Origin of the sequence: Bradyrhizobium stylosanthis (assembly GCF_001641335.1) — a bacterium.
Lineage (GTDB): Bacteria > Pseudomonadota > Alphaproteobacteria > Rhizobiales > Xanthobacteraceae > Bradyrhizobium > Bradyrhizobium stylosanthis.
Map to the genome: position 1 here is coordinate 1,434,075 of NZ_LVEM01000003.1, position 24,057 is coordinate 1,458,131.

The 24,057-nt window shown below is 59.4% G+C and carries 15 protein-coding genes and 7 pseudogenes; 14 read left to right on the forward strand and 8 right to left on the reverse strand.

Going from position 1 to position 24,057, the window contains the following annotated elements:
• Positions 1-514 precede the first annotated feature (514 nt).
• The gene (locus A7X65_RS26285; protein ID WP_063690842.1) at positions 515-730 is read right to left on the reverse strand and encodes a helix-turn-helix domain-containing protein; all 216 of its coding nucleotides are present in this window, start codon (positions 728-730) and stop codon (positions 515-517) included.
• Positions 731-1,290: 560 nt separating this feature from the next.
• On the opposite strand from A7X65_RS26285, the pseudogene A7X65_RS26290 reads away from it, so the two are divergent.
• Positions 1,291-2,102 (forward strand): annotated as a pseudogene (locus tag A7X65_RS26290) (isocitrate lyase/phosphoenolpyruvate mutase family protein).
• A 373-nt stretch (positions 2,103-2,475) separates the two neighbouring features.
• On the opposite strand, the pseudogene A7X65_RS26295 reads toward A7X65_RS26290, so the two are convergent.
• From A7X65_RS26295 to A7X65_RS26310, 5 genes and pseudogenes are all read right to left on the reverse strand, one after another.
• Positions 2,476-2,978: pseudogene (locus tag A7X65_RS26295) on the reverse strand (type IV secretion system protein); the annotation flags it as partial.
• A 97-nt stretch (positions 2,979-3,075) separates the two neighbouring features.
• Positions 3,076-3,369: a putative entry exclusion protein TrbK-alt gene (gene trbK-alt / locus A7X65_RS42795; RefSeq protein ID WP_186467773.1), complete on the reverse strand. Its 294-nt coding sequence runs from the start codon at positions 3,367-3,369 to the stop codon at positions 3,076-3,078.
• Positions 3,361-4,080, reverse strand: a pseudogene (trbJ, locus tag A7X65_RS26300) (P-type conjugative transfer protein TrbJ); the annotation flags it as partial. The pseudogene trbJ and the gene trbK-alt, both read right to left, overlap by 9 nt.
• Positions 4,080-6,348: pseudogene (gene trbE / locus A7X65_RS26305) on the reverse strand (conjugal transfer protein TrbE); the annotation flags it as partial. The pseudogenes trbE and trbJ, both read right to left, overlap by 1 nt.
• Positions 6,330-6,551 (reverse strand): annotated as a pseudogene (locus tag A7X65_RS26310) (ATPase, T2SS/T4P/T4SS family); the annotation flags it as partial. The pseudogenes trbE and A7X65_RS26310, both read right to left, overlap by 19 nt.
• Before the next feature lie 1,064 nt (positions 6,552-7,615).
• On the opposite strand from A7X65_RS26310, the gene A7X65_RS26320 reads away from it, so the two are divergent.
• The 10 genes and pseudogenes from A7X65_RS26320 to A7X65_RS42085 all read left to right on the forward strand — a co-directional run bounded on the left by A7X65_RS26320 (position 7,616) and on the right by A7X65_RS42085 (position 19,230).
• Positions 7,616-8,779 carry an HlyD family secretion protein gene (locus A7X65_RS26320; protein ID WP_082885060.1) on the forward strand — a complete coding sequence of 388 codons (1,164 nt, stop codon included), beginning with the start codon at positions 7,616-7,618 and terminating at the stop codon, positions 8,777-8,779.
• A gap of 29 nt (positions 8,780-8,808) precedes the next feature.
• Entirely contained in the window at positions 8,809-10,965 is a 2,157-nt protein-coding gene (locus A7X65_RS26325) for a peptidase domain-containing ABC transporter (protein ID WP_063690555.1), read from the forward strand.
• 768 nt (positions 10,966-11,733) lie between these two features.
• Positions 11,734-12,057, forward strand: a pseudogene (locus A7X65_RS40905) (transposase); the annotation flags it as partial.
• A 753-nt stretch (positions 12,058-12,810) separates the two neighbouring features.
• Positions 12,811-13,095, forward strand: a complete 285-nt coding sequence (locus tag A7X65_RS26340) for a hypothetical protein (protein WP_063690559.1) — start codon at positions 12,811-12,813, stop codon at positions 13,093-13,095.
• Positions 13,096-13,319: 224 nt separating this feature from the next.
• Positions 13,320-13,508: a hypothetical protein gene (locus tag A7X65_RS43050; protein ID WP_156528062.1), complete on the forward strand. Its 189-nt coding sequence runs from the start codon at positions 13,320-13,322 to the stop codon at positions 13,506-13,508.
• 507 nt (positions 13,509-14,015) lie between these two features.
• A complete protein-coding gene (locus tag A7X65_RS26345; protein WP_145669454.1) occupies positions 14,016-15,068 on the forward strand; it encodes a KamA family radical SAM protein in 1,053 nt (350 codons plus the stop codon).
• A 15-nt stretch (positions 15,069-15,083) separates the two neighbouring features.
• Positions 15,084-16,685, forward strand: a complete 1,602-nt coding sequence (locus A7X65_RS26350; RefSeq protein WP_063690561.1) for a gamma-glutamyltransferase family protein — start codon at positions 15,084-15,086, stop codon at positions 16,683-16,685.
• On the forward strand, positions 16,682-17,488 hold the full coding sequence (locus tag A7X65_RS26355) for a 7TM domain-containing protein (protein WP_063690562.1): 807 nt from the start codon (positions 16,682-16,684) through the stop codon (positions 17,486-17,488). The genes A7X65_RS26350 and A7X65_RS26355 overlap by 4 nt, the downstream gene beginning before the upstream one ends.
• A gap of 28 nt (positions 17,489-17,516) precedes the next feature.
• Positions 17,517-18,557, forward strand: coding sequence for a D-alanine--D-alanine ligase family protein (locus tag A7X65_RS26360; RefSeq protein WP_082885079.1), 1,041 nt, complete (start codon positions 17,517-17,519; stop codon positions 18,555-18,557).
• A gap of 211 nt (positions 18,558-18,768) precedes the next feature.
• The gene (locus tag A7X65_RS42085) at positions 18,769-19,230 is read left to right on the forward strand and encodes a hypothetical protein (protein ID WP_156528065.1); all 462 of its coding nucleotides are present in this window, start codon (positions 18,769-18,771) and stop codon (positions 19,228-19,230) included.
• 386 nt (positions 19,231-19,616) lie between these two features.
• Here A7X65_RS42085 and A7X65_RS42805 read toward each other — a convergent pair whose 3' ends face one another.
• Positions 19,617-19,784 carry a hypothetical protein gene (locus A7X65_RS42805; protein ID WP_167358275.1) on the reverse strand — a complete coding sequence of 56 codons (168 nt, stop codon included), beginning with the start codon at positions 19,782-19,784 and terminating at the stop codon, positions 19,617-19,619.
• Positions 19,785-20,035: 251 nt separating this feature from the next.
• Here A7X65_RS42805 and A7X65_RS43625 point away from each other — a divergent pair, with 251 nt between their 5' ends.
• Both A7X65_RS43625 and A7X65_RS43630 read left to right on the forward strand, forming a co-directional pair.
• Positions 20,036-20,452 carry a tyrosine-type recombinase/integrase gene (locus tag A7X65_RS43625; protein WP_283806174.1) on the forward strand — a complete coding sequence of 139 codons (417 nt, stop codon included), beginning with the start codon at positions 20,036-20,038 and terminating at the stop codon, positions 20,450-20,452.
• The gene (locus tag A7X65_RS43630; protein WP_283806175.1) at positions 20,440-20,682 is read left to right on the forward strand and encodes a tyrosine-type recombinase/integrase; all 243 of its coding nucleotides are present in this window, start codon (positions 20,440-20,442) and stop codon (positions 20,680-20,682) included. The genes A7X65_RS43625 and A7X65_RS43630 overlap by 13 nt, the downstream gene beginning before the upstream one ends.
• A gap of 972 nt (positions 20,683-21,654) precedes the next feature.
• Here the strand turns inward: A7X65_RS43630 and A7X65_RS26375 are convergent.
• Positions 21,655-22,761 carry an NEL domain-containing protein gene (locus A7X65_RS26375; RefSeq protein WP_063690564.1) on the reverse strand — a complete coding sequence of 369 codons (1,107 nt, stop codon included), beginning with the start codon at positions 22,759-22,761 and terminating at the stop codon, positions 21,655-21,657.
• Positions 22,762-23,448: 687 nt separating this feature from the next.
• Here A7X65_RS26375 and A7X65_RS40910 point away from each other — a divergent pair.
• Positions 23,449-23,662 (forward strand): annotated as a pseudogene (locus A7X65_RS40910) (IS630 family transposase); the annotation flags it as partial.
• Between the last annotated feature and the right edge of the window lie 395 nt (positions 23,663-24,057).

The following is a 24,057-nucleotide window of genomic DNA, read 5'->3' on the forward strand; positions in this document are numbered from 1 at the left end:
ACGTCGCACCGAATGTCCTAAAACTCGAGCACCGCATGGTGGCCCGCGAAGAGCGCTCGCTAGTCTGTCAATGCTTCCTCAGAGCCGCCTGAACTCGGTTAAAAGTGCAAGCTATGGCATTCCGGAAACGTCTACTAGCAGCGCGCTTGGAAATGGGACTGCCGACGGTCATTTTCGCCACACGCTGTGCAGGCCGCTTTTGGCTGGCCAAGACCTCGGGACTTGCGCCGCTCCGATCCCCGGACTTCCCCCGGTGACTCATACGCGACCAGTAGGGAACAGACATCGGGGCCCTGCTCACCATCCAGCTTTTTGGAGAGCATGTTACGCCGACGGCCCCCGCGGGCTCGCTCGTCAGCGTTGGGCCTTGCCATTGCGATAAGCGACGACCTGCAAGCACGCGATGTTCATCGTACCGGCGCCTTTTTCATCGAGTTACAGCTGCTAGCGCGGAACGCTTAGCATTTTCGCCACAGCAATCCATGGGCTTATTGGCGCCCCCGCAAGCCGCGGCTTATATAAGGCTCAACCGTCGCGCTTTGACGACGGCCTGGGTCCGGGTGCTCGCATCGAGCTTTCGCATCGCATTCTTGATATGAAAGTTGACGGTGTTATCGCTGACGTTCAGGATGACCCCGATTGCCCAAGATGATTTCCCGTTCTCGACCCATCGCAAACACTCTACTTCCCGCTGCGATAGCACAACCACTCTCTCATCGACATCCGACATGACCTTCTCCTGGGCTTGAGAGAACAGGAACGGCATCAGCAAATGCCATACCATTCACTCGCCCAGGCGAACTCAAGCCGAATCAGAGCAAGTTCGTCGGAACTGGTGACTTTACTCTCGCGAGCCTGCCATCTCAAGCGGGCCATATCGAAGAGCTCTCGCTATCTGTCGTAAACGCAACAACAGCATTACGACAATCGTAGGCTCAATGTGTAAGTCAAATCTGTGTGAAGCGGATATCACCCCTTCACTTGCTTCTCGTCGCGCCAGAGTGGCGATCAACGCTCATGACCTAGGATGACTTGATTTCACGTCAATACGTGGCAATCATGCAAGCCCTTTACGTCCAGATAAACTACCAAAGCTGGTCATTGAGCGCTGTCAACACACACGGATATGAACAGCGACTTTGCGTCAATCAAAGCTCGGCTTTTCAAGATTTGTACATGCCGTACCAGGCACAAGCCCATCGGCTCGCCGCAAACCATCAAGCCACGCGGCGGTCGCCGGTCGAAGAGCTTCGCGCCGAGATCTGCTCGAACGGTGAGCTCTCGTTTCTGATGGAGGCGCATGATGGCCTATCGGCTCGAAACGCCGAGCGATCTGGCTTCAAGGGGCTCTGGGCGGCCAGTTTGTCGATTGCCAGCTCGCTCGGCTTTCGGGATGCCAACGAAGCGTCATGGAGCCAGCTCGTCGGGAGCGTCGAACGCATTGTTGACTCTACTGAGCTGCCCGTGCTCGTTGACGGGGATAGCTGCTTCGGCAATTTCAACAATGCGCGCCTTTCTCGCTCGCAAGCTTCGTCAGGCTGGAGCGGCGGGCGTCTGCCTCGAGGACAGCTGCTTTCCGAAGCTGAACTCGCTCATTGGAGAGCGGCATCCGCTCGCCGTTATCGATGAGTTCTTCGGCCGTCTGCGGGCTGTGAAGGATGTCGCGGCGAAACTATTATTCTCGTCGCCAGGACCGAAGCGCTGATCGCCGGGTCACGGCCTGAACGAAGCTATCGTTCGTGCCCACGCTTATGCCGACGCGGGCGGATGCTGTCCTAATTCACTCACGAAAGAGTAGCGCGGACGAGGTACTTCCGTTCGCCACCGCGTGGGAGAGCAGGCTTCCTGTTGTGATCGTTCCGACGGCATACTACCGAACACCAGTCTCCGCCTATCGATACGCGCACATCTCCACGGTCGTTTGGGCCAATCACTCCATGCAAGCTGCAGCAGCTGCAATGCGCAGTGTCTGCGACGCCATCGTAGCCCAAGAAAGCGTTGCGATCATTGCATCTCATATCGCACCGCTCACTGAGATATTCGAATTATTGAGATATGATGAACTGGACACGTCGGAGAAGCGATATCTGCAGCCTCGATAGGGCGGGACAGCAGCGCGGACACTTGAAGTCTGCTTTCCTCAAGACCTGCACAATGCGCTCCTCTCAATAGGTCCGCTGCGGTGTCACTTAACGGGCTGCGACCTGAACTCCTGCTAGACATCCTAGACATGGCAGAACATCTGTTCATACGGCTAAAGGAAGCTCCGGTCGATTCGGCACAGCGGTCGGCGACCGCTTCTTGCCTTTCTCTTTTAATCAGCAAGGTGTCCGGCACGGTCGCGGCAAGAGCGAACGGGGGCATTCAGGATGCTTGAGGGGTGATATTCTGGTCGAAACGAGCGAATGAAATGACTTTAAATACTCCCAAGCATGCGCTCATTCTTGCCGTGGGTGTGGACTCTCCTGCGGCCGCTATCAGGGTGACGAACAGCTGGATTGCCAGGATGAAGAAGGCGAGCAGCACCACGATCCAGGCGAACAACAGGACCGTGATCTGAACGAAGTTTTCGAAGAAGCTGACATAGCCCATGAGGCCCGAGATCGATTCAAGGATCGGTCGACCGGCATCCAGACCGACCTGAGCGATCTTTCCTGGCCTGAAAAAGTCCACTGAGGAAAGGCCGGCTCCGGACGCTTTCAATCCAAGTCCGGCGAAGCTCTCGAATACGATCCGTGCCAGGCTATTCCAGTTGCCGATGAGGTATGCGAACACACCGACGAACATGGTTTTTTTGGCAAGTCGGGCGATGATCTCTTCATCCGCGCCCAGGACCAGAACAGGCCGGCGAGCGCGATGTCGATCGCCGCTAACGTGGTCGCGAGGTATCCGACTTCGCCTCCCGTCAGCCCGAAGCCGGAGTCGATATATCGGGTAAAGGTCTCCAGGAATTGGTCGATGACGCCAGTACCGCTCATCGTTCACTCGTCATTGTCGGGAATGGAGGGATAGGGGGACGGCAGACGGCTCTCATCCTTGCCGCGCAAAGGCGAAGATGCGTCGCGATTAGTTTCGCTAATACCAGCCTAGGGATCCGCGGCGAGAGCCGAAGAAGTCGTGGCGCTTCTCGTCCCAGAGCATCCGGCACGCGACCAGAGCATCTTTCTGCTCGTATTGGACGGACCGACATTGCTCAAGCTTTGCGGCAGTCGGGTCAGCCGACCCTTGCGCGATAGACGCTTCGGACAAAGCATCATCTTGGTCGCCGCGCAGCCTGATTGCGCAAGCCACAACAACCAGGACAGCAAGCGTCACCGCCAATATCATCCGGAATTCGTTCGATTGTGTTCTTCGACATCGGTGAAACATCTGCACAGCTGTGGACTGGTAGCCTTGTCCCTGCGTCAGGAACCGCCTGAGCTGCTCTCTGCCCTGATCCTGGGCAGCCGCTCGTTGTGCCTGCTCCAAAGTCTGAGCACGCCCCTGCGCGGCGATTGCCGCGGTGAGATCCGCGAGCTGCTGGTTTTGAAGCGCAACTGATTGCCGGCTTGGCTTGCCTGCAGCGCACCGCTGGCGCCCTGGCTCGCACTTACGAGGGCCGACATCTGGGCACGGTTGGCGCCGAGATTGCCGACCACGGTCGCCTGCACGCGCATGACGTCCTGTAGGCCGGCCAGCCACAGCGTTCTGCCAGCGTGTTTGCGCATTTGCGATCAGCGCCTGGGCCGGCTGGCTCGAAGAAGCCGGTGCGTAGGCGGATGAGAACGCGTGGTCAATCTGCTGCACATCATAGGCGATGCGTTGCGCTTGGCCGAGCAACTGCTGGGTACGCTGGATCGGCTGCTCTAGCTGTTGCAACGAAGAATATGGCAGACTTGCCAGATTTTTGGCTTGGTTGATCAACATCAGCGCCTGGTTTTGCAGCAATGTGATCTGGTTGTTCATCTGTTGCAATTCGCGGGCTGCGGTCAACACATTTTGCGGATCGAATACGATCCACTGTGCGCTGGCCTCTCCTGGCACTTGGAGAATGGCAGCAGCAAACAAGCCCGCCGTTAAGAGCTGAGTTAGACGTCGCATCAGAGGCTCCCTGCCGTTGCAAGTTGCGGAATAAGGTCGCAGACCCAGGCGAGCTCGCGCGCCTTCCAACCCGTCACGAAATTCTCCCGGCCGTGCTCGGCTAGGACTTGGTCAAAAAGCCTTGATCGGCCTTCGAGGAGCTGGCTGTGAAAGCGAGCGCAACCTCGCCGAGGCCCAGTCGAACAGGCGATTGCCCCGCCGGGACTGGCAGTAGTAGTCGCGCTTCGGTGTTGCGCGAGCAAGAATCTCGATCTGCCGGTCATTGAGCCCAAAGCGACGATAAATTGCCGTTATCTGCGGCTCGATGGCGCGGTCGTTTGGCAGCAGGATTCGGGTCGGACAGCTTCCGATGATCGCGGGCGCAATGGGTGAGCCGTCAATGTCCGCAAGCGACTGGGGGCGCAAAGACAACCGAGGCGTTCTTCTTGCGAAGTGTCTTAAGCCATTCGCGGAGTTGCCCGGCAAAATGGGCGTCATCGAGGGCGAGCCAACCCTCATCAATGACGAGCAGGGTCGGTCGGCCGTCAAAGCGGTCCTCATTTCGATGAAACAGATAGGAAAGGACGGCAGGGGCAGCAGCGGTCCCGATCAGCCCATCGGTCTCAAACACCTGGACGGAGGAGCCGCCGAGGTGTTCGCTTTCAGCATCGAGCAAGCGATCATATGGACCGCCAAGGCAATAGGGCTGTAGCGCCCGCTTCACCATATTGGACTGAACGAGCACCGATAGTCCCGTGAGAGTGCGCTCAGGAGCGGGCGCCGAAGCGAGGGACGTGAGCGCGGACCAAATGTGCTCTCTGACCTCGGGCGTGACCTCGACCCGCTCGCGGGACAGAATCGAGGCAATCCAGTCGGCCGCCCAACCACGTTCGGAGACCTCATGGATTTTGGCGAGCGGTTGCAGCGCAACAGATTCGGACGATTCTCCGGCGACCGCACCGCCAAGATCATGCCAGTCGCCGCTCATTGCGATGGCCGCCGCCCTGATCGAGGCGCCAAAGTCGAAGGCGAAGATCTGTGCCCCAGGATAGCGGCGGAACTGCAAGGCCATCATCGCCGGGAGAACGGACTTACCGGCGCCGGTCGGCCCTAAAATAAGAGTGTGCCCGACGTCCCCGACATGCAGCGAAACCGAAACGGGGTTGATCCCTCAGCCTTCCCAAAGAACAGCGGCGGCGCCTTGAAGTGATGGTCCCTCACCTCCCCAGCCCATACGGCAGATAGTGGGACCATATGAGCCAGATTAAGCGTCGAAATCGGCGGCTGGCGGACATTGGCGTAGACGTGTCCGGGCAGGCTGCCGAGTCAGGCCTCGACCGCATTGACGGTTTCCGTCATGCAGGTGAAATCGGGGCCCTGGATCACCTTTTCGACCAGACGCAGCTTTTCGTCGGCGGCGCGCGGATTGATATCCCAGACCGTAACGGTAGCAGTGACAAAGGCTTCTCCGATCTGATCCGAGCCCAATTCCTGAAGGGCCGCATCAGCATCGATCGCCTTATTGTTCGCATCGGTATCAAGAAGAGCCGACGCCTAGTTGGTCATCACCTCTTTCAGTATCGCCGCGATCGACTTGCGCTTGGCAAACCACTGACGCCGGATTTTTGTGAGGAGCCTTGTCGCGTCGGCCTTATCGAGCATGATGGCCCGGGTCGACCAGCGATATGGGGAACGTCAAGCGGTTCAGATCGTCCAGAATTCCAGGCGTCGTAGCGCTTGGAAATCCGACCACGGTCAGAACGCGGATGTGGGCTTCACCCAGCATCGGCCCGAGCCCGCCGGTTAGCGGCTGATCGGCGAGCAAGGCATCGAGATACATGGGAATCTCGGGCACACGGACCCGGTGCTGTTTAGTCGAGATGGTGGGATGCAGGTAGGTTAGGGTGGCCTCGCCATCGAGCCAGCCGCATTCCGGCATGAACCCTTCCACAAGCTTGAGAACGTGATCGGTGCGATCGAGAAATCCGCTCAGCGTCTCGCGCGAATCTTCGCCAACCGTCCGCTGGCCGCCCTCATAGAGCAGGCGTTCTGTGGCCGCGTTGCTCTCAGCTGGCGGTAGATAGAGGAAAGTCAGATAGTAGCTCGACTCGTAGTGAGCGCCCTCCTCTTCAAATTGTGCCTTTCGCTCGGCGTCGACCAGAGCGGATGCTAAGTCGGGAAATTGTTCGGGGGGTACGCGCCCGCTGTATGGCGCTGCGCCTCCACAAACACCGCCCAGCCGGATCCGAGACGGCGCAGAGCATTGTTCAACCTACCGACAACCGCGACCCTGTCCCCCAGGCCTTCAGGAGGTCGAGAGCTTCGGCTCCGCGTACCTCCCCGATCGGAATGCGATCAGGCCGTAGTCGCAGCGAGGCGCGGACAAGATCTGATAGAGAGACCACGCCGTCCCGGGTGCGCAGCGCAACGAGGTTCGGCGCTTTACATTGAAGCTCTCTGGTATCTTCAATGAGAACCACGCGGTCTGCCGGACGACCTCCATTCCCGCATGCTCCATGCGGATCTGTTGCTTCATAAACTGCGCGACTTGCAGTCCGGCTTGCCGGCCCTGCGGCAATTTGTTCGGGACGCGATCGACAAAGAATCCGAGCTTTGGATGGAAGGGGCGCCGCGCCAACTCTTCAGTTCGGCGAATGATAACTCCCACTTCTCGCCTGCCGAGCGCCTTGGGATGAGCAAGGATGTTGTCCGAACTGCTCGGTCCTTATAGCACGACAACCGGTGAGCAATCGGGCCGTGCGAGATATGTCGTTTTGGCGTTATCTTTGTCGATTTGTCGCGTTCGCAACACGATCATTCAGAGTTTGCTACCACGCGCTCAGCCAAGTCACTGAACAAAATAAAAGACCGGCTTTTGGATTTCCCCTGTGCAACTGGCACGAACATTGAAGACGTCATTCGTGACGGCAGCGGTCGCTGACCGTCCTCATGGAAAAGGAGTCAAGAAATGAAAAGCGACATGTCCGACTATGATGTAACTGAACTGACTCTCGAAGAAGCATGTTCAACTTCGGGAGGCGACAAATGTATCATTTTTAAGCCGTCGCCGGGTGGCGGTATCACCATTGAGCCAATCCCCTGCCCCCCGCCGGGGACAGAGGTTTGATGTAAACTGACTACGAGCCTGCCAGAGACGCGATCGTAACTCGCGTTCGCTGGCAGGCTTATTCTTATGCCCTCGTAGAGGTCAGATTCGCGCGAAGGCCGATCTTGCTCGCGACCAAAAGATGACTAATCTCGACCGGCGGCGGAGGCCGAAGCCCGCCGATCGGCATCGCTGATGGTGCTTACCATCTGGAAAGAGGGGAGCCTCGAAGCCTGAGATGTGGCTGAATTAACAGTTGAAGAAGCATCTGAACCTTTCGGAGGGAGTAGTTCTCGCAACTGCACTCGCGGCTATGGCTGCGTGGCAGCTGTCATCCGCCGCACTTGCATCTGAAGCGAGTTAGATGCGCAACCGCCTGACGTCGCATGGTGCAGACTGGCAGTTTCGCTACCAAATTAACGATCGCAAACCTTGTGACATAATCGAACAATGACCAACATCTTACTTCCTCCTGAAATTGTGAGCTATACGGCCGAGAGCATCCTCTCCCGGCAATCAGGACGATCTTTTCTCATTTACAAGATCATTGTGCTTTCTGTAGTCGCCGCATTGCTGGCGTTGCCACTCATTACCGTAACGGTCTCTGTTCAAAGCGCCGGCACCATTCGTCCCACCATCGAGAAGACTCCCCTGATCGCGCCCGTCTCAGGGCGCATTTCGCGTATCCTTGCCGTTGAGAACGATGTGGTTGCCCTGGGGCAAGAGATCCTCACCCTCGATGCCGCGGTGGTTGAGGAGAAGCTCAGAGCAGTTACAGGCGAAATTCGCGCCAAGGGCGATCTAGCCCGTGACCTCGAGACCCTAATCTCCTCCGGAACAGAAGCCAAGGACCCGATCCAGCTGCTGACCGAGTCCGCCACGGCCGAGCGGCTGCATTTTCTGAACCTGCTGCGGGAGAATGAATATGCCCGCAGTAACGCCGCGGCAGAACTCGAGCGCGCCAAGCGGCTGCTCTCCGTTGCTGCAGCGCCCGCAAAGGTGGTCGACGAACGGGCTTTCGCTCTCCAGAGCATTGAGGTCAAAGGCGAGATCCTCGCCCGTCGCAAAGCCGCCGAGTGGAACCAACAGCTCTTCGACACGAACCTGCGCTTGAAGGAACTCACTGCCAGCTTGCATCAGCTCGAGAACGAACGAGATCTGACCCGGATTCGAGCTCCCGTGTCCGGTGCTCTAGAGCAATTCTCCGGCCTCACCCCTGGTGGCTACGTCCAGGCGGGGCAAACTGTCGCTCGCGTCTCGCCGGATGGCGAACTGGTGGCAGAGATCTACGTCTCCCCCAACGACATTGGCTTCGTGCGAACCGGCCAGTCAGTGCGGCTCCAGGTGGATGCCTTCAACTACAATCAATGGGGCGTTCTAGAGGCGACAGTGCTCAACGTGGCCCAGGACTTCACCCTCCACGATAAAAACCCGATCTTTAAGGTCCGCTGCGCGCTCTCTGCCAGTCATCTCACGCTCAAGAACGGGGTCATCGGTCAGTTGAAAAAAGGCATGACTGTGCGAGCCCGCTTCCTCGTGGCCGACCGCAGCCTCCTCCAACTCTTCTACAATGAGGTCGACGATTGGCTCAATCCGCTCCTTGCAGGCGGTTAATTCTTCCTCTTCAGAAAGAGTGAGCGTCAATGTCGCGTAACGTCATCAAGTACAAACAGCGCGACGCCACGGATTGCGGAGCCGCCAGTCTTGCTTCCGTCGCAGCTTTCTATGGCTACAAGCTGCCATTGTCACGCATCCGCCAGTATGCGTCGACCGGCCGCTCCGGCACCACGGTGTCGGGCCTCATGCAAGCGGCTCAACAGCTAGGCTTCATCGCCAAAGGGGTGAAGGGTGGGTTCGACAGCCTTTACAAGATTCCCAAGCCCGCCATCGCGCATTTAGTCGTTAAGGAGGTCCTACACCACTTCGTCGTCATACAGGCGATCGACCGCCGGTCGATCATCGTCATGGACCCGGCCTATGGCGAAATCCGCAAGTTGTCGCACCAAGAATTTAAGATGCAATGGACTGGCGTCTTAGTGCTTTTGGTTCCGGCAGACATATTCCAGCGCCGCGACGAGACCACCTCGTCCTTCGTCCGCTTCGCCCGTCTGCTTGCGCCACATAGGGAGCTGATGGCGCAGGCTCTCATCGGGTCACTGGTGACGACGATCCTTGGCCTCTCGACGGCTATCTACGTCCAGAAGATCGTCGATCATGTGATCGCAGCGGGCAACCACAACCTACTCAACCTGATGAGTGTCGCCATGTTGCTGATCCTGCTGCCGCAGACTCTGATCAATCTCGTCAGAAATCGGCTTCTCCTGCAAACGGGACAGAAGATCGATGTCTGCTTGATCCTCGGTTATTACAATCACGTCCTGGGCCTGCCCCAGAAGTTTTTCGACAGCATGCGTATAGGTGAAATCGTCTCCCGTATGAACGACGCAATGAGGATCAGAAGCTTCCTGAACGAAGTCTCGATCACCATGGTGGTTAACGTGCTCGTGATACTGTTCTCGTTCGGGCTGATGTTCGTCTACTCGTGGAAGATCGCCTTGGTCGTGGCGACCTCTATCCCACTATACTTGGCGGTCTATTGGACCATCAATTGGCTGAATAGGAAGCGCCAGCGCACCATTATGGAAAATGCCGCCGATCTGGAAGCGCAATTGGTTGAATCACTAGGAGCGGTCTCCACGATCAAGACATTCGGTATAGAGAGCCTGGCCAATCTTAAGATGGAGACCCGCTTCATCAAGATGCTACACTCCGTCTATAGCGCCGGCCTTATCTCGGTCTTCGGAGACAATGCCTCAACCCTCCTCTCAAGCCTATTCACCGTCGTGCTTATGTGGTTCGGTACGACGCTTGTCCTCGATCAGAGCGTCACGCCCGGCGAACTACTGTCCTGCTATACGCTGCTTGGCTATATTACCCGGCCGGTTGCCAGCCTGATCCAAACCAATCGGATCGCTCAGGATGCGTTTATCGCCGCGGATCGCCTGTTCGAGATCTTCGACCTGGAGCCGGCAAGCGGTGGCAGCATCGATGCCACCAAGTCCGAACTTGGCGATATCTGCCTGGAGAACGTCACGTTTCGCCATGGCGCGCAGCCTGAGCTTTTCCAGGATCTCAGCATCACCTTCCGCCGAGGCGAGATGACGGCCGTGGTGGGGAAAAGCGGCTCCGGCAAGAGCTCCCTTGCAGCGCTGGTGCAGAATCTCTATCCGCTTGAGCGTGGATGTATCCGGATCGGCCCGCATGACCTCCAGGACTTCTCGACTGAATCCCTGCGTAAAATTGTCGCTGCGGTACCGCAGTCGGTCGACGTGTTCTCCGGCTCGGTGATCGATAACATCGCCCTTGGTGAGTCTGAGCCGGACATCGAGAAGATCGTGAAGATCTGCGATCAAATAGGGCTGCGATCGGTGGTCGACCGCTGGCCCGGTGGCTTCCAGGCCTATCTGGGCGAGAACGGCGTACGCCTGTCCGGCGGCGAGAAGCAGCGTCTAGCCCTGGCTCGCGCCCTGTACCGGGACCCGGAAATCCTGATCCTCGACGAGGCGACCTCCTCTCTCGATTCGGTCGCCGAGGCGCTTGTCGTAGGGGCGGTTGAGGAATTGCGTCGGGCCGGTAAGATCATCATCGCCATCTCTCATCGACTGAGCACCATTTGCGAGGCCGACAAGATCGTGGTCTTGGACAATGGACGGGTTGTTGCGGAAGGAACGCATCCTGATCTGCTGGCAGCTGAAGGTGCTTACGCTCGATTGTGGCGGGCACAACTTGGAACCAGCTAATATTTCTACTGTCATTGCTGTGTGCATCACACTGTATTGAAGTCCCGGTCCCCGTCTTCGATGGCCTTCAAGATCTGATGCTGAGGAGCTAGTAATAGCGCGCGTTCTCCGGGTCGCGCTCATTCTTCGCCGTGTTCAGCCACGCGTCCAAAGTGGTGGTCGTGGTTCGAACGCACGACGATGGTTTGCAACGTAGACCGATGGCCCTCAGTCATGAAGTCGGTCGTGTCATGCATTTTGTCTTGCACGTTGCCTGCGTCGTTCGCCTACTTCTCGAAGGTGCGGTGAAACTTCTTCATTTCGTGGTGGCTGCGGCTGCGCATCGAAAACTCGTCGTGCTAGAACTGCTTTCGCGGCGCGAGTTGGTTCCAGCACGCCGCTGACGGCCCATGCGAGTTTGGTAACCCAAAGCTCTATCGCCGCCGCGCGGATGTTGCCAAACGTGATGCCCTCAAAGAAGGCCTAGCGCTGCGGCTCAACATGACCGAGCCTACCATCCGGCGGCACGGCGAAACTTTCATCGGCTACGCTGAGTGCCCGACCGAAAAATAAGTTGAGTGATATCAGCGAGTTCTTATTCCATCGGTGTTGCGAAGCATCAAAGGCATCGAGAATGTGGACTGATATCACCCGGGCACAGTTTGTCCGAGAGGAGCTGCGTTTGCCAAGCGACTTGACGGATGCGGAATGGGGCGTGCTGGAGAGGTTGCTTCCTGTGCGGGCCAAGCGCGGGCGGCGCCCGAAATGGAGCTATGGCGCGCCAGATGTCTGTGCAGCATTCGCGACCGCTTCCCCTGGCTGCGCCATATCTTTGCCGATGGCGGCTATGCCGGCGAAAAGCTCAAGGCGGTGCTGGAAAAGATCGGCCGGTGGACTGTCGAGATCATCAAGCGCTCCGATGCCGCACAGGGCTTCGAGGTGCTTCCGCGCCGCTGGGCGGTCGAACGAACCTTCGCCTGGCTCGGCCGCAACCGCAGATTGGCCAAGGACTTCGAGCGAACCATCGAAAGCGCAACTGCCTGGCTCTACCTCGCCTCTGTCCAACTCATGACAAGGCGCATCGCAGCGATAAAAGCAACAATGCAATTTTGAGTCAGGCTCTGAGAAAAACGCCGACGTTTGGCGGGAGACGTGGAGTGCACCGGCCGGACTAGCAGCGGGTGGCTGAACTATGAACTTGTGCGGGCGGAGGGCCACCCCAGCCAATGGACGCCCCGTCCGGCGCGCGTCGTGTTCCGCCCGGTCACGATCAAGGGCCTGCAAAAGTTGACATGTGCGAGGATTCCAAGATCACGGGGATTGAAGCGCGCATGAACAGTCCGTCGACAACAAAGGGGTGAGCTGACTACCAGTTGTCATAGGTTGCGGACGGCGAGAACGAAGCGCTAATTTTACTGCGGAGATGGCGCATGTTCCACGTACACAAATACGCGCGCACGCCCAAGCCGGGTAAATGGGCCTTTGCGTCGAAGCACGCGAGGTTGGAGGATGCGGAAACGGCGGCACTCAAGCTTTGCCCGCGGGGCGCTGACGTGTGGACGGAGCCAAGCATCGAACTGCGACGTGCCTTCTTCGGCCCCTTGGGGGGCGCGATTGGTCGGCAATGATCGCGCGGGAGAGACTGGAATAGAACATGAAGACTTACCGGCTCTACTTGACATCGTTCGCCGGGTCGAAGTGCCGGGCTAGCCGTCCAAGAGCATGAGACGGTCACTTGCTCACTTTTGGCTTCATCTGCGACAAAGGCGCAGTGGAAGGCCGTTTGATCGCCTACCACGTGAGCACAACACGATCCCAGTATCAAACGGTGCTCCCGAACGAACACGAAGGTGCAACCGACCTAAGATGACGGAAGCCGACCTCATCGCGATGGAAGCGACTGTGTTGCTTCATCGGGTCGCCGACTTGGAGCTCGCGTTGCGCTTTTACGAGGACCCGAGGCGCTATTATGGCCCCCATCAACCCATCGACGGCGAGCCCGACAGATACCAGCCGAAGGATGAGCCTCACCTTTGGGACGTAGCTCGCGATGGCGGGCAGATCGCGCGCGATGCGCTGGACGGCAAAGCAGTGTCAAGCGCAGTGGCCGCTGGCATGTCGGCGTTCCAAGTTAGGACGTACGGTCGTTAGGGCAGGCATGCGCTTTGACACTTCGCTGTGGGAGCGCGAACACGGAAAGAAACCAAGCGGGCGACGCAAATGGCGATTCCGGATCGTGTCAACCCGCATCACTCTGCGGGATTATGAGTTTGTCACGGATACCGCGGTGACATTCCCAGCGGCGTGCAAGATTGCTATAGAGAAGGCGCGGCTTCGCCGCTCCGATCAAGTCGTGTTGCTGCCATGAGGGACTCATGACTAACTGGACGATTGAAACGATGGTGTACTGCCGGCGCGGGAGCAAGAGCGGGCGCGCCGCTGCCGACATCTTCGTCGGAAAGCGCAATAGCGCAGATGGTGGCAAGACTTGGATCGCTGTGGGGGTGTTGGCCGAGATCGGCGATCTCTCCCGCTTTCAGAATCCGCGCGAGCTGATGGGCTAACTGAGCCTAGCTAGTCTAGCTAAGCCAGTATCTCTGTAGATCGTCCTGGAAGGACGCTGGCTGGATTATCCCGTAACTTCTTGGGCGGCTTCAGACCGCGGGAATGACATGGGAGATCCACCGGCGGGGGCCATGATGAAGCGGCACATTCCTCCGACCTCGAAGACGATTCAAGATTTCGCCGATCAGCCCGAGTGGTCAAAGTTATGGGTAATTGAAAGCTTCGCCGAGAGTAGACCGGCTCGGCACTCCCAGGCGTCACCAAGCGTCGAGACTTGTATAGTCGCGAATAGGAAAAAATACCTAGACATAAACGCGGTTGTCCGACATTACTACAACGTCGGAGTTTCACTCGAGGCGATCGCAGTATCCACTGCGCGGGGGCTAAGCTTAAACTCCGTCTAATAAGAGGATGAGAGTATCTTGATGTTTGAGTCACGGGCAGAGGGTCTTGTATCCGAGGCACGAGTACAGTCGGAAAAGAAGGTCCCCTCCGATGCTACGCTCATGAACTTCATAGAGGGTGCGCGCTTCGTCCCAGAAAATGAGTTGCAGGCGAATGACATCACGCAATATCACGTCACGAAGTTCTATCGCGAGCACATTCAAAAGAGCCGATACTACGAGCAGCTGAAACACATAGTCGAGCCTTCGCTCAAGGAGCTCGAAAGTCCCGGAAGCCTTGACACGAGCGGCGAGCACGACAACACCGTTGTGCCCGGCTTGCAACACAAATACCCGCAGACAGGACTGCTGCTCGTCACCGATCGCTGTGCATCATATTGCCGTTACTGCTTCCGCAAGCGTATTGTCGGCAAGGATTCGGACGAGATCGCCCCGGATTTCGCTGAAGTGGCTCGCTATATCGGTGCCCATCCAGAGATGAACAATGTGCTGCTCTCGGGCGGCGATCCGTTCATCCTAAGCACCACCAAGCTCGAAATGATCGTCGACCACCTGCTGCCGATTCCGCATGTGACCTCCATCCGCTTCGGGACCAAGACGGTGGCCTTCTCTCCCAAGCGGCTGGAGGATCCGACCCTCGCTGATCTGTTCCGGCGCATGCACGAGGCGGGCACGACGCCGATCATCGTCGCCCACTTCGATCACATGGGCGAAATCTCGTCCGAAGCTGAGCATTGCATCCGCGGGCTGCGCGCGCATGGCGTCCAGTTCCTCAATCAGACGGTGCTGCTCGCGAACGTGAATGACGACCCCGCTATCATTGCCGACACCTTCGCCAAGTGCCATGAGATCGGCGTGCAGCCGTACTATCTGTTCCAGGGGCGACCAGTGAAAGGTGCGTCGCACTTTCAGGTGCCGCTCGCCCGCGGCATCGAGATCGCCAAAGGGGCCAATCAGCGGCTGAGCGGGATCCAGAAAACGTTCAAGTACATCATGTCGCATTATACCGGGAAGATCGAAATTCTCGACCTCGGCGACGATGGCCGCGTGTACATGCGCTACCACCAGAACAAATATCCGGACAAGATTGGCAAGATCTTCTCCCGCCCGTATGTTGAGGACGCCTACTGGCTCGACGATTTGCCGGAAGCCTGACCCGGAGCGTTCGCGATGCTGGCCGCAGATCGAGAGCCCCGCGGCGTTGCGCCCGCGGAGGGACGCAAGCCGGTAAGCCTGGCAGCGGTGGTGACGGCCTTTCCGCTCGCCACCCAAGCCGGGCTTGCCACATTACGTGCGGGCGGCAACGCCATGGACGCGGCGGTCGCCGCCGCGTGGGCGTTGTCCGTCTGCGAACCGAGCGCGTCCGGGCTGGGTGGACAGACGTCGATGCTCGTGCGCCGTACCGACGGATCAATCCGGATCATCGACGGACAGTCGCGCGCACCCGCGGCGGCATCGCTTGAGACGATCACGGCGGTCCAGCAGCGCCGCGGTCATCGCGCCTGCACGGTTCCGTCGGCTCCCGCCACTCCCGACTGGGCGCAGCGCCAATATGGCGTGCTCAGTCGCGCCCAGGTGTTGGCGCCGGCGATCGGGAACGCGGAAGATGGCTATCCCATCACGCAGCTGCAGCATCGGCAGTGCCGATGGGTGGCCCAATGTCTGCGCGCCGGCGCGGCGGCGGAGTTGTTCCTGGCGGACGGCCGGCCGCCGCCCGTCGGCTCGACGTTCCGCCAGCCCGCATTGGCGGTCACGCTCCGCGAGCTCGTGCGTCGCGGCATCGAGGATTTCTACCAGGGCTCCATTGCCCGCCGGATCACGGCGGACATGGCGGCGTGCGGCGGGCTCATCACTGCGGCCGACCTCTCAGCCTGCGCTCCGCCGGTCGAGACAGATCCGCTGTCGGTCGAGTACGCCGGCTGCCGGATCGTCAGTGCTCCGGCGCCGAACGGCGGCCCGCAGCTCCTCATGGCGTTCAACCTGTTGAAAGAGCTCGCGGAGCACGGCTTTGCGAGATCGGAAAGCGGATGGCGCAAGGCGCTCGCCCTTGCCGTGTCGGCCGCGTTCCGCGAACGCGAGCACATGAGCTCGCAGCAGCCCGCGCTAACTTTGCGCGACCCGCTGAGTCGGGATCATGCAAGGCGGGTTGCGGCCGCGATTGCTGGCTCGCGAAAGCTCGCCTTCACGGCCGATTGCGCCGAAGAGCCCGGCGATACAACCCATCTGATGGCGTGCGACCAGCACGGCATGATCGTCAGCCTGACTCAGTCGATCCAATCTGTATTCGGCGCGAAGGTCGCGCACCGCACGCTCGGCTTTGTCTACAACAATTATCTCTGCACTTGTCCGCGCACACCCCATGCTCATGCGCTCGCGCCGCGGTGCCGGCCCCGCTCGAACATCGCGCCGACGCTAGTGTTGGGCGGCCCCGCCGCAACGCCATTGCTTGCATTGGGCGCGGCCGGCAGCCGCCGCATCATCTCGGCCATTCTCCAGGTCACGTGCGACGTGATCGATCACGGCCGTGACATCGTTTCGGCCGTCGATGCGCCGCGCGTGCACGGGCTCGTGGGCGGCAAGGTCTGGATCGAGCGGCCGGCCGCGGACGACGCCTTGCTGAGTAGCCTCCTGGCGAGCGGACGCGAGCCCGTCATCCGGTCACGCCACAGCTACGCCATGGCGGCCGTGCACGCGCTGCAGTTCTCCCCGGACGGCGGCGTGACGGGGGCGGCCGACCCCCGGCGTGACGGAACGGCGGGAACGTTCCAGTGATCGAAAAATCGACCACCCCACCCGAGTCGACGGGCGCGATAGCTACGACCGATTGGCTCTTGGTCTTCTTGTTCGCGCTTCCGGTCGGGATCGCGCTCGCCAAGATTCCGGTCTTCCCGACCGCCGCCGTGACGACAGGCCTTTTCTCGCTTGCCGACGTGCCTGCACATTTTCACGCCGCGGCCGAAAATGTGCTGCTGGTAGCGCTGGGCGCCGTGATCGTCGCGGTTTTCCGGCTAACACTCGGCGTGAGGGTCCTCAGCTTCTTTCGCCCCATCCTTCTGGCGATGGGGTTCGATATCCTGGGTATCCCGATCAGCCTCGCGTTCGTTCTAGTGGTGCTTGTGGTCATGGTCGCGCTTCGCCGGCTGCTCACGACCAATCACAACTACTCGCGCCTCGGCGTGCTGTTGAGTCTCGCCGCGGCGTGTCTGTTCGTCCCCTTGATCATCGGAAGTTGGTGGAATATCGCATGGCTGCGTGAGATTTCCCTGTTTCCTGTTATCGCGCTGTGCCTGACCTGCGAGAGCTTCGCTAAGGTGCTCGACCAGGACGGTTTGGCAGAGGCCCTCTGGCGGATGCTGATGGCGGTGATCGCGGCCGTCCTGATCGTGAGCTTGATCAAGCTGCCGGGCACGTTCAACTTCTTTCTCCGATTCCCCGAAATGGTGCTGGCGCTTGCCGGCAGCATACTGCTGATCAACAGGTATCTTGACGTTCGCTTGTTCGAAGGCATGAACCCGTTCGTTCGAGGACCCCTGGTTGAGAAGCGGATGCCGCCCCGCGGTGGTCGGAGCAAGTGATGACTTGGAATATCAATTGGAGTCTGACATGCGCATAGCTGTCGTTTGGAACAGCGATTGTTTGGGAGTGATCAACCGGTTCGGACAGGTATGTCCCGAGAAATACGGGCGCAACGCCGTCGAAAGCGTGATGGCGGCCCTGCGCGACGGAGGGCATGAAACCCTCCTTTGCGAAGGTGACAAAACCCTGCTCGCCACGCTGGAGCGGTTCATGCCGCCGGATCGCCAGGGGCGGCCGTCAGGCATCGTATTTAACATGGCCTACGGAATTCAGGGAGAGTGCCGCTACACGCATGTTCCGGCCATGCTTGAGATGGGAGGCGTTCCGTACACCGGGTCGAGCCCTCTCGGCCACGCGCTCGCCCTGGACAAGGTGATCACCAAGGAGCTCATCCGTGCCGCCGGCGTCCCGACGCCGAATTTCCAAGTCATGCGGGACGGCACCGAGGTGATCCGCGAGCTGCAGTTTCCGGTGGTGGTGAAGCCGCGTCACGAATCGACGAGCTTTGGTCTGCAGCTCGTGCGCGACCCGGCTCTGTTGAAGCCTGCCGTGGAGGCGATCGTTGCGCAATACGATCAGGACGCGCTGGTCGAAGAGTACATCGACGGCCGCGAAATCTGCGTCGCATTGCTCGGCAACGAAGGGATCGAGACCCTGCCGTTGGTAGAGCATGATTTCGCCGACCGGCCCATTCGCCTGATCACCTGGGAGGACAAGGCGCATCGCGCTGCGGCCGAACCCGAGAAAATATGTCCGGCCCTCGTGGACGAGGACCTCGCAAAGCGGCTACGCGACATTTCAGTCGCGACGTTCCGCGCGTGCTTCTGCCGCGATTATGCCCGCGTTGATATCCGCGTGGACCGCGCCGGACAGCCGTTTGTGCTGGAAATCAATTCCATGGCCGCGCTCGGGCAGGGCGCTTCGTATGTGCTCGCCGCCCGCGCGGCGGGCTTGGGCTTTCCGGCGCTAGCCAATCGCATCGTCGATGTCGCGCTGGCACGTCATGCATTATCCGACAAAGCGGTGCCCGTTCCTGCGCAGCAACTAGGGTGGAAGGCCACAGCATAGGGATATCTTAGTGCGAAAGAACCCGAGAAGCGTGTGCGCCCGCTCTTGCGAAGATGCGTGCCGTCCTCGCGCGCCAATTTGCCAAACACGGTCACATGCGGGCTCGATGCCATGTTCATCGAGCAGCCAGCCAGAGCTCGAGCTCTGGGCACGAGAAGAGCGCTGTCGGGCAGCCAAAAGGGGGCCCTCGGAGCTGTCGCCGGGCGACCGCATGAACGACAAGCGTCAGCTTTCCGTGACCAAAAGGGGCTCGGCTTCCTCCCAGAACAGGCAGAAGGTGCCTGTCGCAGTTGATGTGCCGATGGGGGGCAGCACGCCGGCAACAGCGTCGGCTCGAGCTCGCGGACCGCCGCATGCCGACTTCGTCGATGCGCAGCCTGTACGTCGGCCCAGGCGCTCCGGAGACGGCCGGCGGAGCCACATCGAGGATGGCGTGATCGCGCTCGAGCACAATCGGCTGCGCATGATGCGCTGCCGATACGCCGCTGATGATTTCAAGCGGGCTTGGCGGCATTCACGGCATTTCGCTGAAAGGCCGGAATGGCTGTTCGACCGCCTTGGCCATTGCGGGAGCCGCTATCGCGGCGTCCATCGCGACCTTGTCGCCCTCCGCTTCGAGCGAGTCCGCGGCCGTGTCGTAGTCGAGGCCGGAGAGCTTGAGCGTCTCGCCTAAGAGCTTCCTGAACCGCATCGGTGCCGGCGTCATATGCGGCCGGTCCGATCGCAGTTTCGACGCCGCTGCACAGGCATTGCTCCGCTTCCGAGGCGAGAACGCCGCGGCTGACCGAGCAGCGCACGCGGTCACCTTGCATGCCGAGGCAGGTAACGGTCATCGGGTCAAATTCGTAACCGATCGCCAGGCCCAGACCGGCGACTTTCGCCTTCGCTTGAGAGCAAGATCGAAGCTGCCCTGAGAGCGCCGGCGCACAGCGTCGGCGTCGAGACGATTTCCTGCTCGTAGGTCGTATGAGCCGTCCCCTCCATCAGAAGGACGTGGATGCAATCGCCGATGAAGCGGATCCTGCGGCCGCCGAAGTCGGAGGAGACTACCTGGTCGAACTACGACCGGATGACGTGGAAGCTGCGCACGACGTCAACCGCCTTCTTGTCGATGTTGTCAGCGACGTATTTGGTGAACCCGTCCAGATCGACGTAGACCAACACCGCCTCCATCGGCCGGGAATTGCCGCGCGTGAGGACCGAGATGTCAAAATTGCGCAGCTTCATGCCTTCTTTTACGAGTGGATGGTTCAGCAGTGAAATGCCTCTGCGCACACCGTTCGATCCTACCGCGACACATGGCGCCTGTTCCTCCGGTTTGTGGCTCAACGCTGAGACCGGCCGGCAGCCCAGCTCACACTGGGCGACCTGACAGCCTTCGAGGTCAAGGCCTTCCTGTAATACACCGAGCAAGAACGCGGAGATACGATCGGCACGCGCAACTGTCGCCTGTCCGCATTGCGTAGCTTCTCCGCTTCGTGGCTGATCGTGAGCCGACGGCTATCGAGCAATGCACCCAGGTTCTGCACGTGCCCATAGAGAAAGCACCGATCCACGCGCCGTGCTATCTGCAGCCCGCGGAAGTGAACGCCATTCTGGCCCCGCCCGATCGCTCGACGATCGAGGGGCAACGCGACCACGCGCTCTTCTCCTTCCTCTATAATGCCGGCGCGCGTATCCAGGAGGCGCTCGATGTTTGCCCGCGGGCAATCCGGTTCGAATCGCCAACCTGCGTGCGTCTTTACGGCAAGGGACGAAAGGAACCGCTGAGCCCTCTTTGGCCAGAAACCGTGTCGTTGCTAAGATCGCAGCTCATGCAACAGCCGAGGACCGACGACGAGCCCATCTTCGTTAATCGATATGGTGTCCCGCTCGGCGTCGGGTGCCGCTACTAGCGCAATACGTCGAAGCGGCAGCGAAGATCACACCGAGCCTGACTTCGAAGCTCGTAACGCCTCATAGCTTCCGTCATACGACGGCGGTGCATCTGGTGGCGGCAGGCGTTGACGTCACGGTGATCCGAAGCTGGCTCGGCCATGTCAGCCTCGACACCACAAACCACTACGCTCAGGGGAATCTGGAAACAAAACGCCTGGCGTTGGAACGCCTCGAAAGCCCGTCATGATCGGCAAAGCGGCCATCGTGGATGTGTTTCGGCGTGGGCCGATTGGATGCCATCCGGGGGCCCAGTCCAATGCCGATTGACAATCGTGGAAACAGGACCAGAGCGTTGTTGCCTGGATCGACCCCCTTTAACGACGGGGGAATAATGTGGAGGGGATCGCAGACTACCACCGGATAACACCGGAAACGTGGTGCTCCGTCACATTATGATCTGCTGCTGATTACGTTGCTTCCTTTGTGGAATCAGCACCCCGAGCCTACCGGCTCAAGGTGGGCAGCGCCGACCTCTTCAGAAATTTAACGGAACCCAAGACATTCCCCGGGGCACGGTTCTGTACGTTACGTACTGAACTATGCCCTTCGATCGCCGAATTCAGCTAACCGCCCGTGATGGTAGCTTGTGGATACCTGAATTAGACTGCGGGACGGCATGAGATCGACGAAAGCGTTCCAAAAGCTGGCTTGCATTATCCGATAAGTTTCCCTAGCGCGCGATTAGCTGCTCATCTGCGGCTCGCATCCACCGAAGCAGTTGCCCTGGACGGTCATGCCGTCAAACTAATTCGTGGGCGAGCTGCGCATATTAATGCAAAGGCGCGCCCGGGGGGCAGTTCGCGAGGCTCGCGATCGTGCATCTTGCTCGTAAAGAGAAGCAGATCACAATCGCTGACGCAGCATTTTCCTTCGTGTGCCGCCAACTCCCGATGTGATGACGAACACGCGCTGATGCTATTATGCTCTGGCCGTGCAGTCCAATCCGCGGATGGTCACTCTTGTCTCCGGTCGAAATTCGTGCGGGAGCACACCGTGCAGCCATATTCATTATCCGGCGTAGTTATGGGGCTTTGCGGATCCGGGGGCGCGGCATTTCAGGCGGCGCAATAGAAACCTGTGATGCCCGCACTCGAGCTACATCTTCCGCAAGGGGCGCCAGGAGGAGCGGGAATTAAGCCTCCTGCAGCCGAAGGCAGCTTCACAGATTGAAGCCGTGATCGTTGAGCACCTTGTCTCTGGGACCGCCCTTAATCTCGCGGGCGATTTCCTTGCGAACGGCGGCACCCAACTCCCGCTTGGCATCGTCGACGAGCTCAGCGTCAACCCCGACCAGGCCTTTGTCGGCGAGCTGTTGGTTCAGTCGGCTGTCAAACTCTTGCCCCATCGCATCAATGAGCTGCTCCTGCGACACGGCATGGTCTTCGGGTGCGATGCGACGCACAACATTGTCCCAAGGCTGCCAGTCCGTCGCCAAATAGCCGGCGAACTCCTCCGCCTCCTTATTCCGCACGGATGTTTCTGCACTGCCAACGTCCGCCTCTGTGACGCCGGAGACATCAAAGTAGCGCATGTCCGGCGCGACATGTTGCAGTGCCAGCCGATCGCGAAGCTTGTTCTGATACGCAAGATAGACCTCAATGGCGTCGATGTCTCCGACGTCGTAGACGGAGCGCAGCGAGTGAGCCTTCTCGCGCGCGATCTCCTCCAGCGCGTCCAGGCGGAACATGACGCGCCCCAGATGGACGAGATCGGGAAGACGTGCCGTGTTGTCGTAGAGGCCGTTCTCGACGTCCGCGATGAGCCGTGCGGTTTGCATGCCGTTCCAGGTTAACGTTCTGCGATCCTCGCAGCTCTGGTTGGCGTCAAGGGCCAGTTGAAAGTACTGCGCGCGCAATTGCGGGTTTTTCGCCGCCTGTCGCAGATCATTGGCCACCGACTGCCGGAATTGTTCATTATCAGAGTTGACGGACTCCAACAGCTTGTCGAGGAAAAGCGCGTATTCCCGGGCGCCCGGCTCTTCTGCAGAAACCTGCCAGGCTGCCAGCACCTCTCTGTCGCCCTCCTTCGGGCTGCCCCTGAGCCAGCCTGCGACCGCATCAGTGAGAGCTTCGGCCTGCTTGTCGTCTGTCGCGGACAGCTCGCTTTCGTCCTCGCGCGAAAGCTGGACGGTCGGACCGACGTAATCCTTAGCCCCTAGAACTATATCCAAATTCGTCAGCACTCGCTCCGTAAAGGGATTTTCGGTCAGAATTATGCTGGCATCAGCGCCCAACCGCGTCAGCAGATCCTCGGGCAGACTCGTCAACTGGTTTTCGCTGAAAATATCGACGTGGTGCGCGACATGAGTCGGAATCTAGCGCTCGCACCTTTTCTGATGCACGACCGGAGTTCATGCGACTCAGCTGCAAGCCACATTCGTTTTTCGCACTAAGTATCAACAAGTAACACTCTGCTGGGAGTCGTCGACGACGTTCGGACTTCACGGGGCACAATTGCCAAGCTGGCAAAAGAGATATCGCAATATTCGAAGTCCGAGGAGGGTCGGCACACATTTGACTGCATTAGGGCTGTGCTGAGTCGGGATGAGGGAGCAATGGAGAGGCTGCTCCCCGTCGTCGGATGCAAAGGTCGGCGGAGGAGTTGGTGGAGCGCGAGGAGACGGCGGGTCATTTCAGCTTCCTCGAGCGGCGTGATCTCTCAGCCATGATTCGTCCCGTCCCCCCGAAGATATAGTCGCAAGCATGCAACCTTTCGGCGAGCCCCCCCATTTCGTCGAAATCAAGCTTGCATATAGATTCGTCTGGACCCGCCGACAGGGAGGCGAACGATGAATGTACGGTACCGGGTCGAATTGAGCCCTGAGCGGCAAGGAGGAAGCCCCGCTGGTGGCGACCGCATGCGCCCCCCCCCGGCGGCCGGAGGCCCTGGACACTGGCGCTGCTGACCGACGTGATAATCAAACTCACTGATCGTGACGGCCTGTCGGACGAGAAACATGGTCGAGATCGAGATCGGCGTCCTCCCAAGGGCAGTGTCTCGGCCGCCGGATCGTCGATCCAAAACGCCTTAGAAACGAGATCGCAGCATGGGAGCGGCAACGAAACAACGCTCGGGCCCGTATCAACTGGATGTTCACAACAGACAAAGCTCGCGCCAAACTGCGGGGCGCCGATCCAGGCACGACCAAAGAGTCAAAATCACTGTGACGAGCTACTAGCCCCGAATTCTCGCTCAGAGCAGGCTAATCGGCGGAAGTAGCCCCTGCAAGGCCCCGCTAAGGAATGTAAAACGGCAGCTGTCCGACAAGACAGTGTTCAATCTCTGACGGTCGTGGTTCTCAACCCACCAAAAGCCGTGCAGAGAACACGAAAACAGAAGCTGCTCGGCCAATCTCCTAAGTGACCATGCGCCTGGCATGCACCTTGCACGATAAAGGGTTTGGGGACGTGGTGGAAAAGGCACCGTGCTCGCACAATTCCCCCTAAGCGCCGCTTCTCTTTAGGTCGCACTTTGACTCGCTTGCGAGCAGTTGGCCGGATGAACCAGGCCATAGATAGACAATCTGGCACCACAGCGTGAACAGCATTACGGGGCATACTCT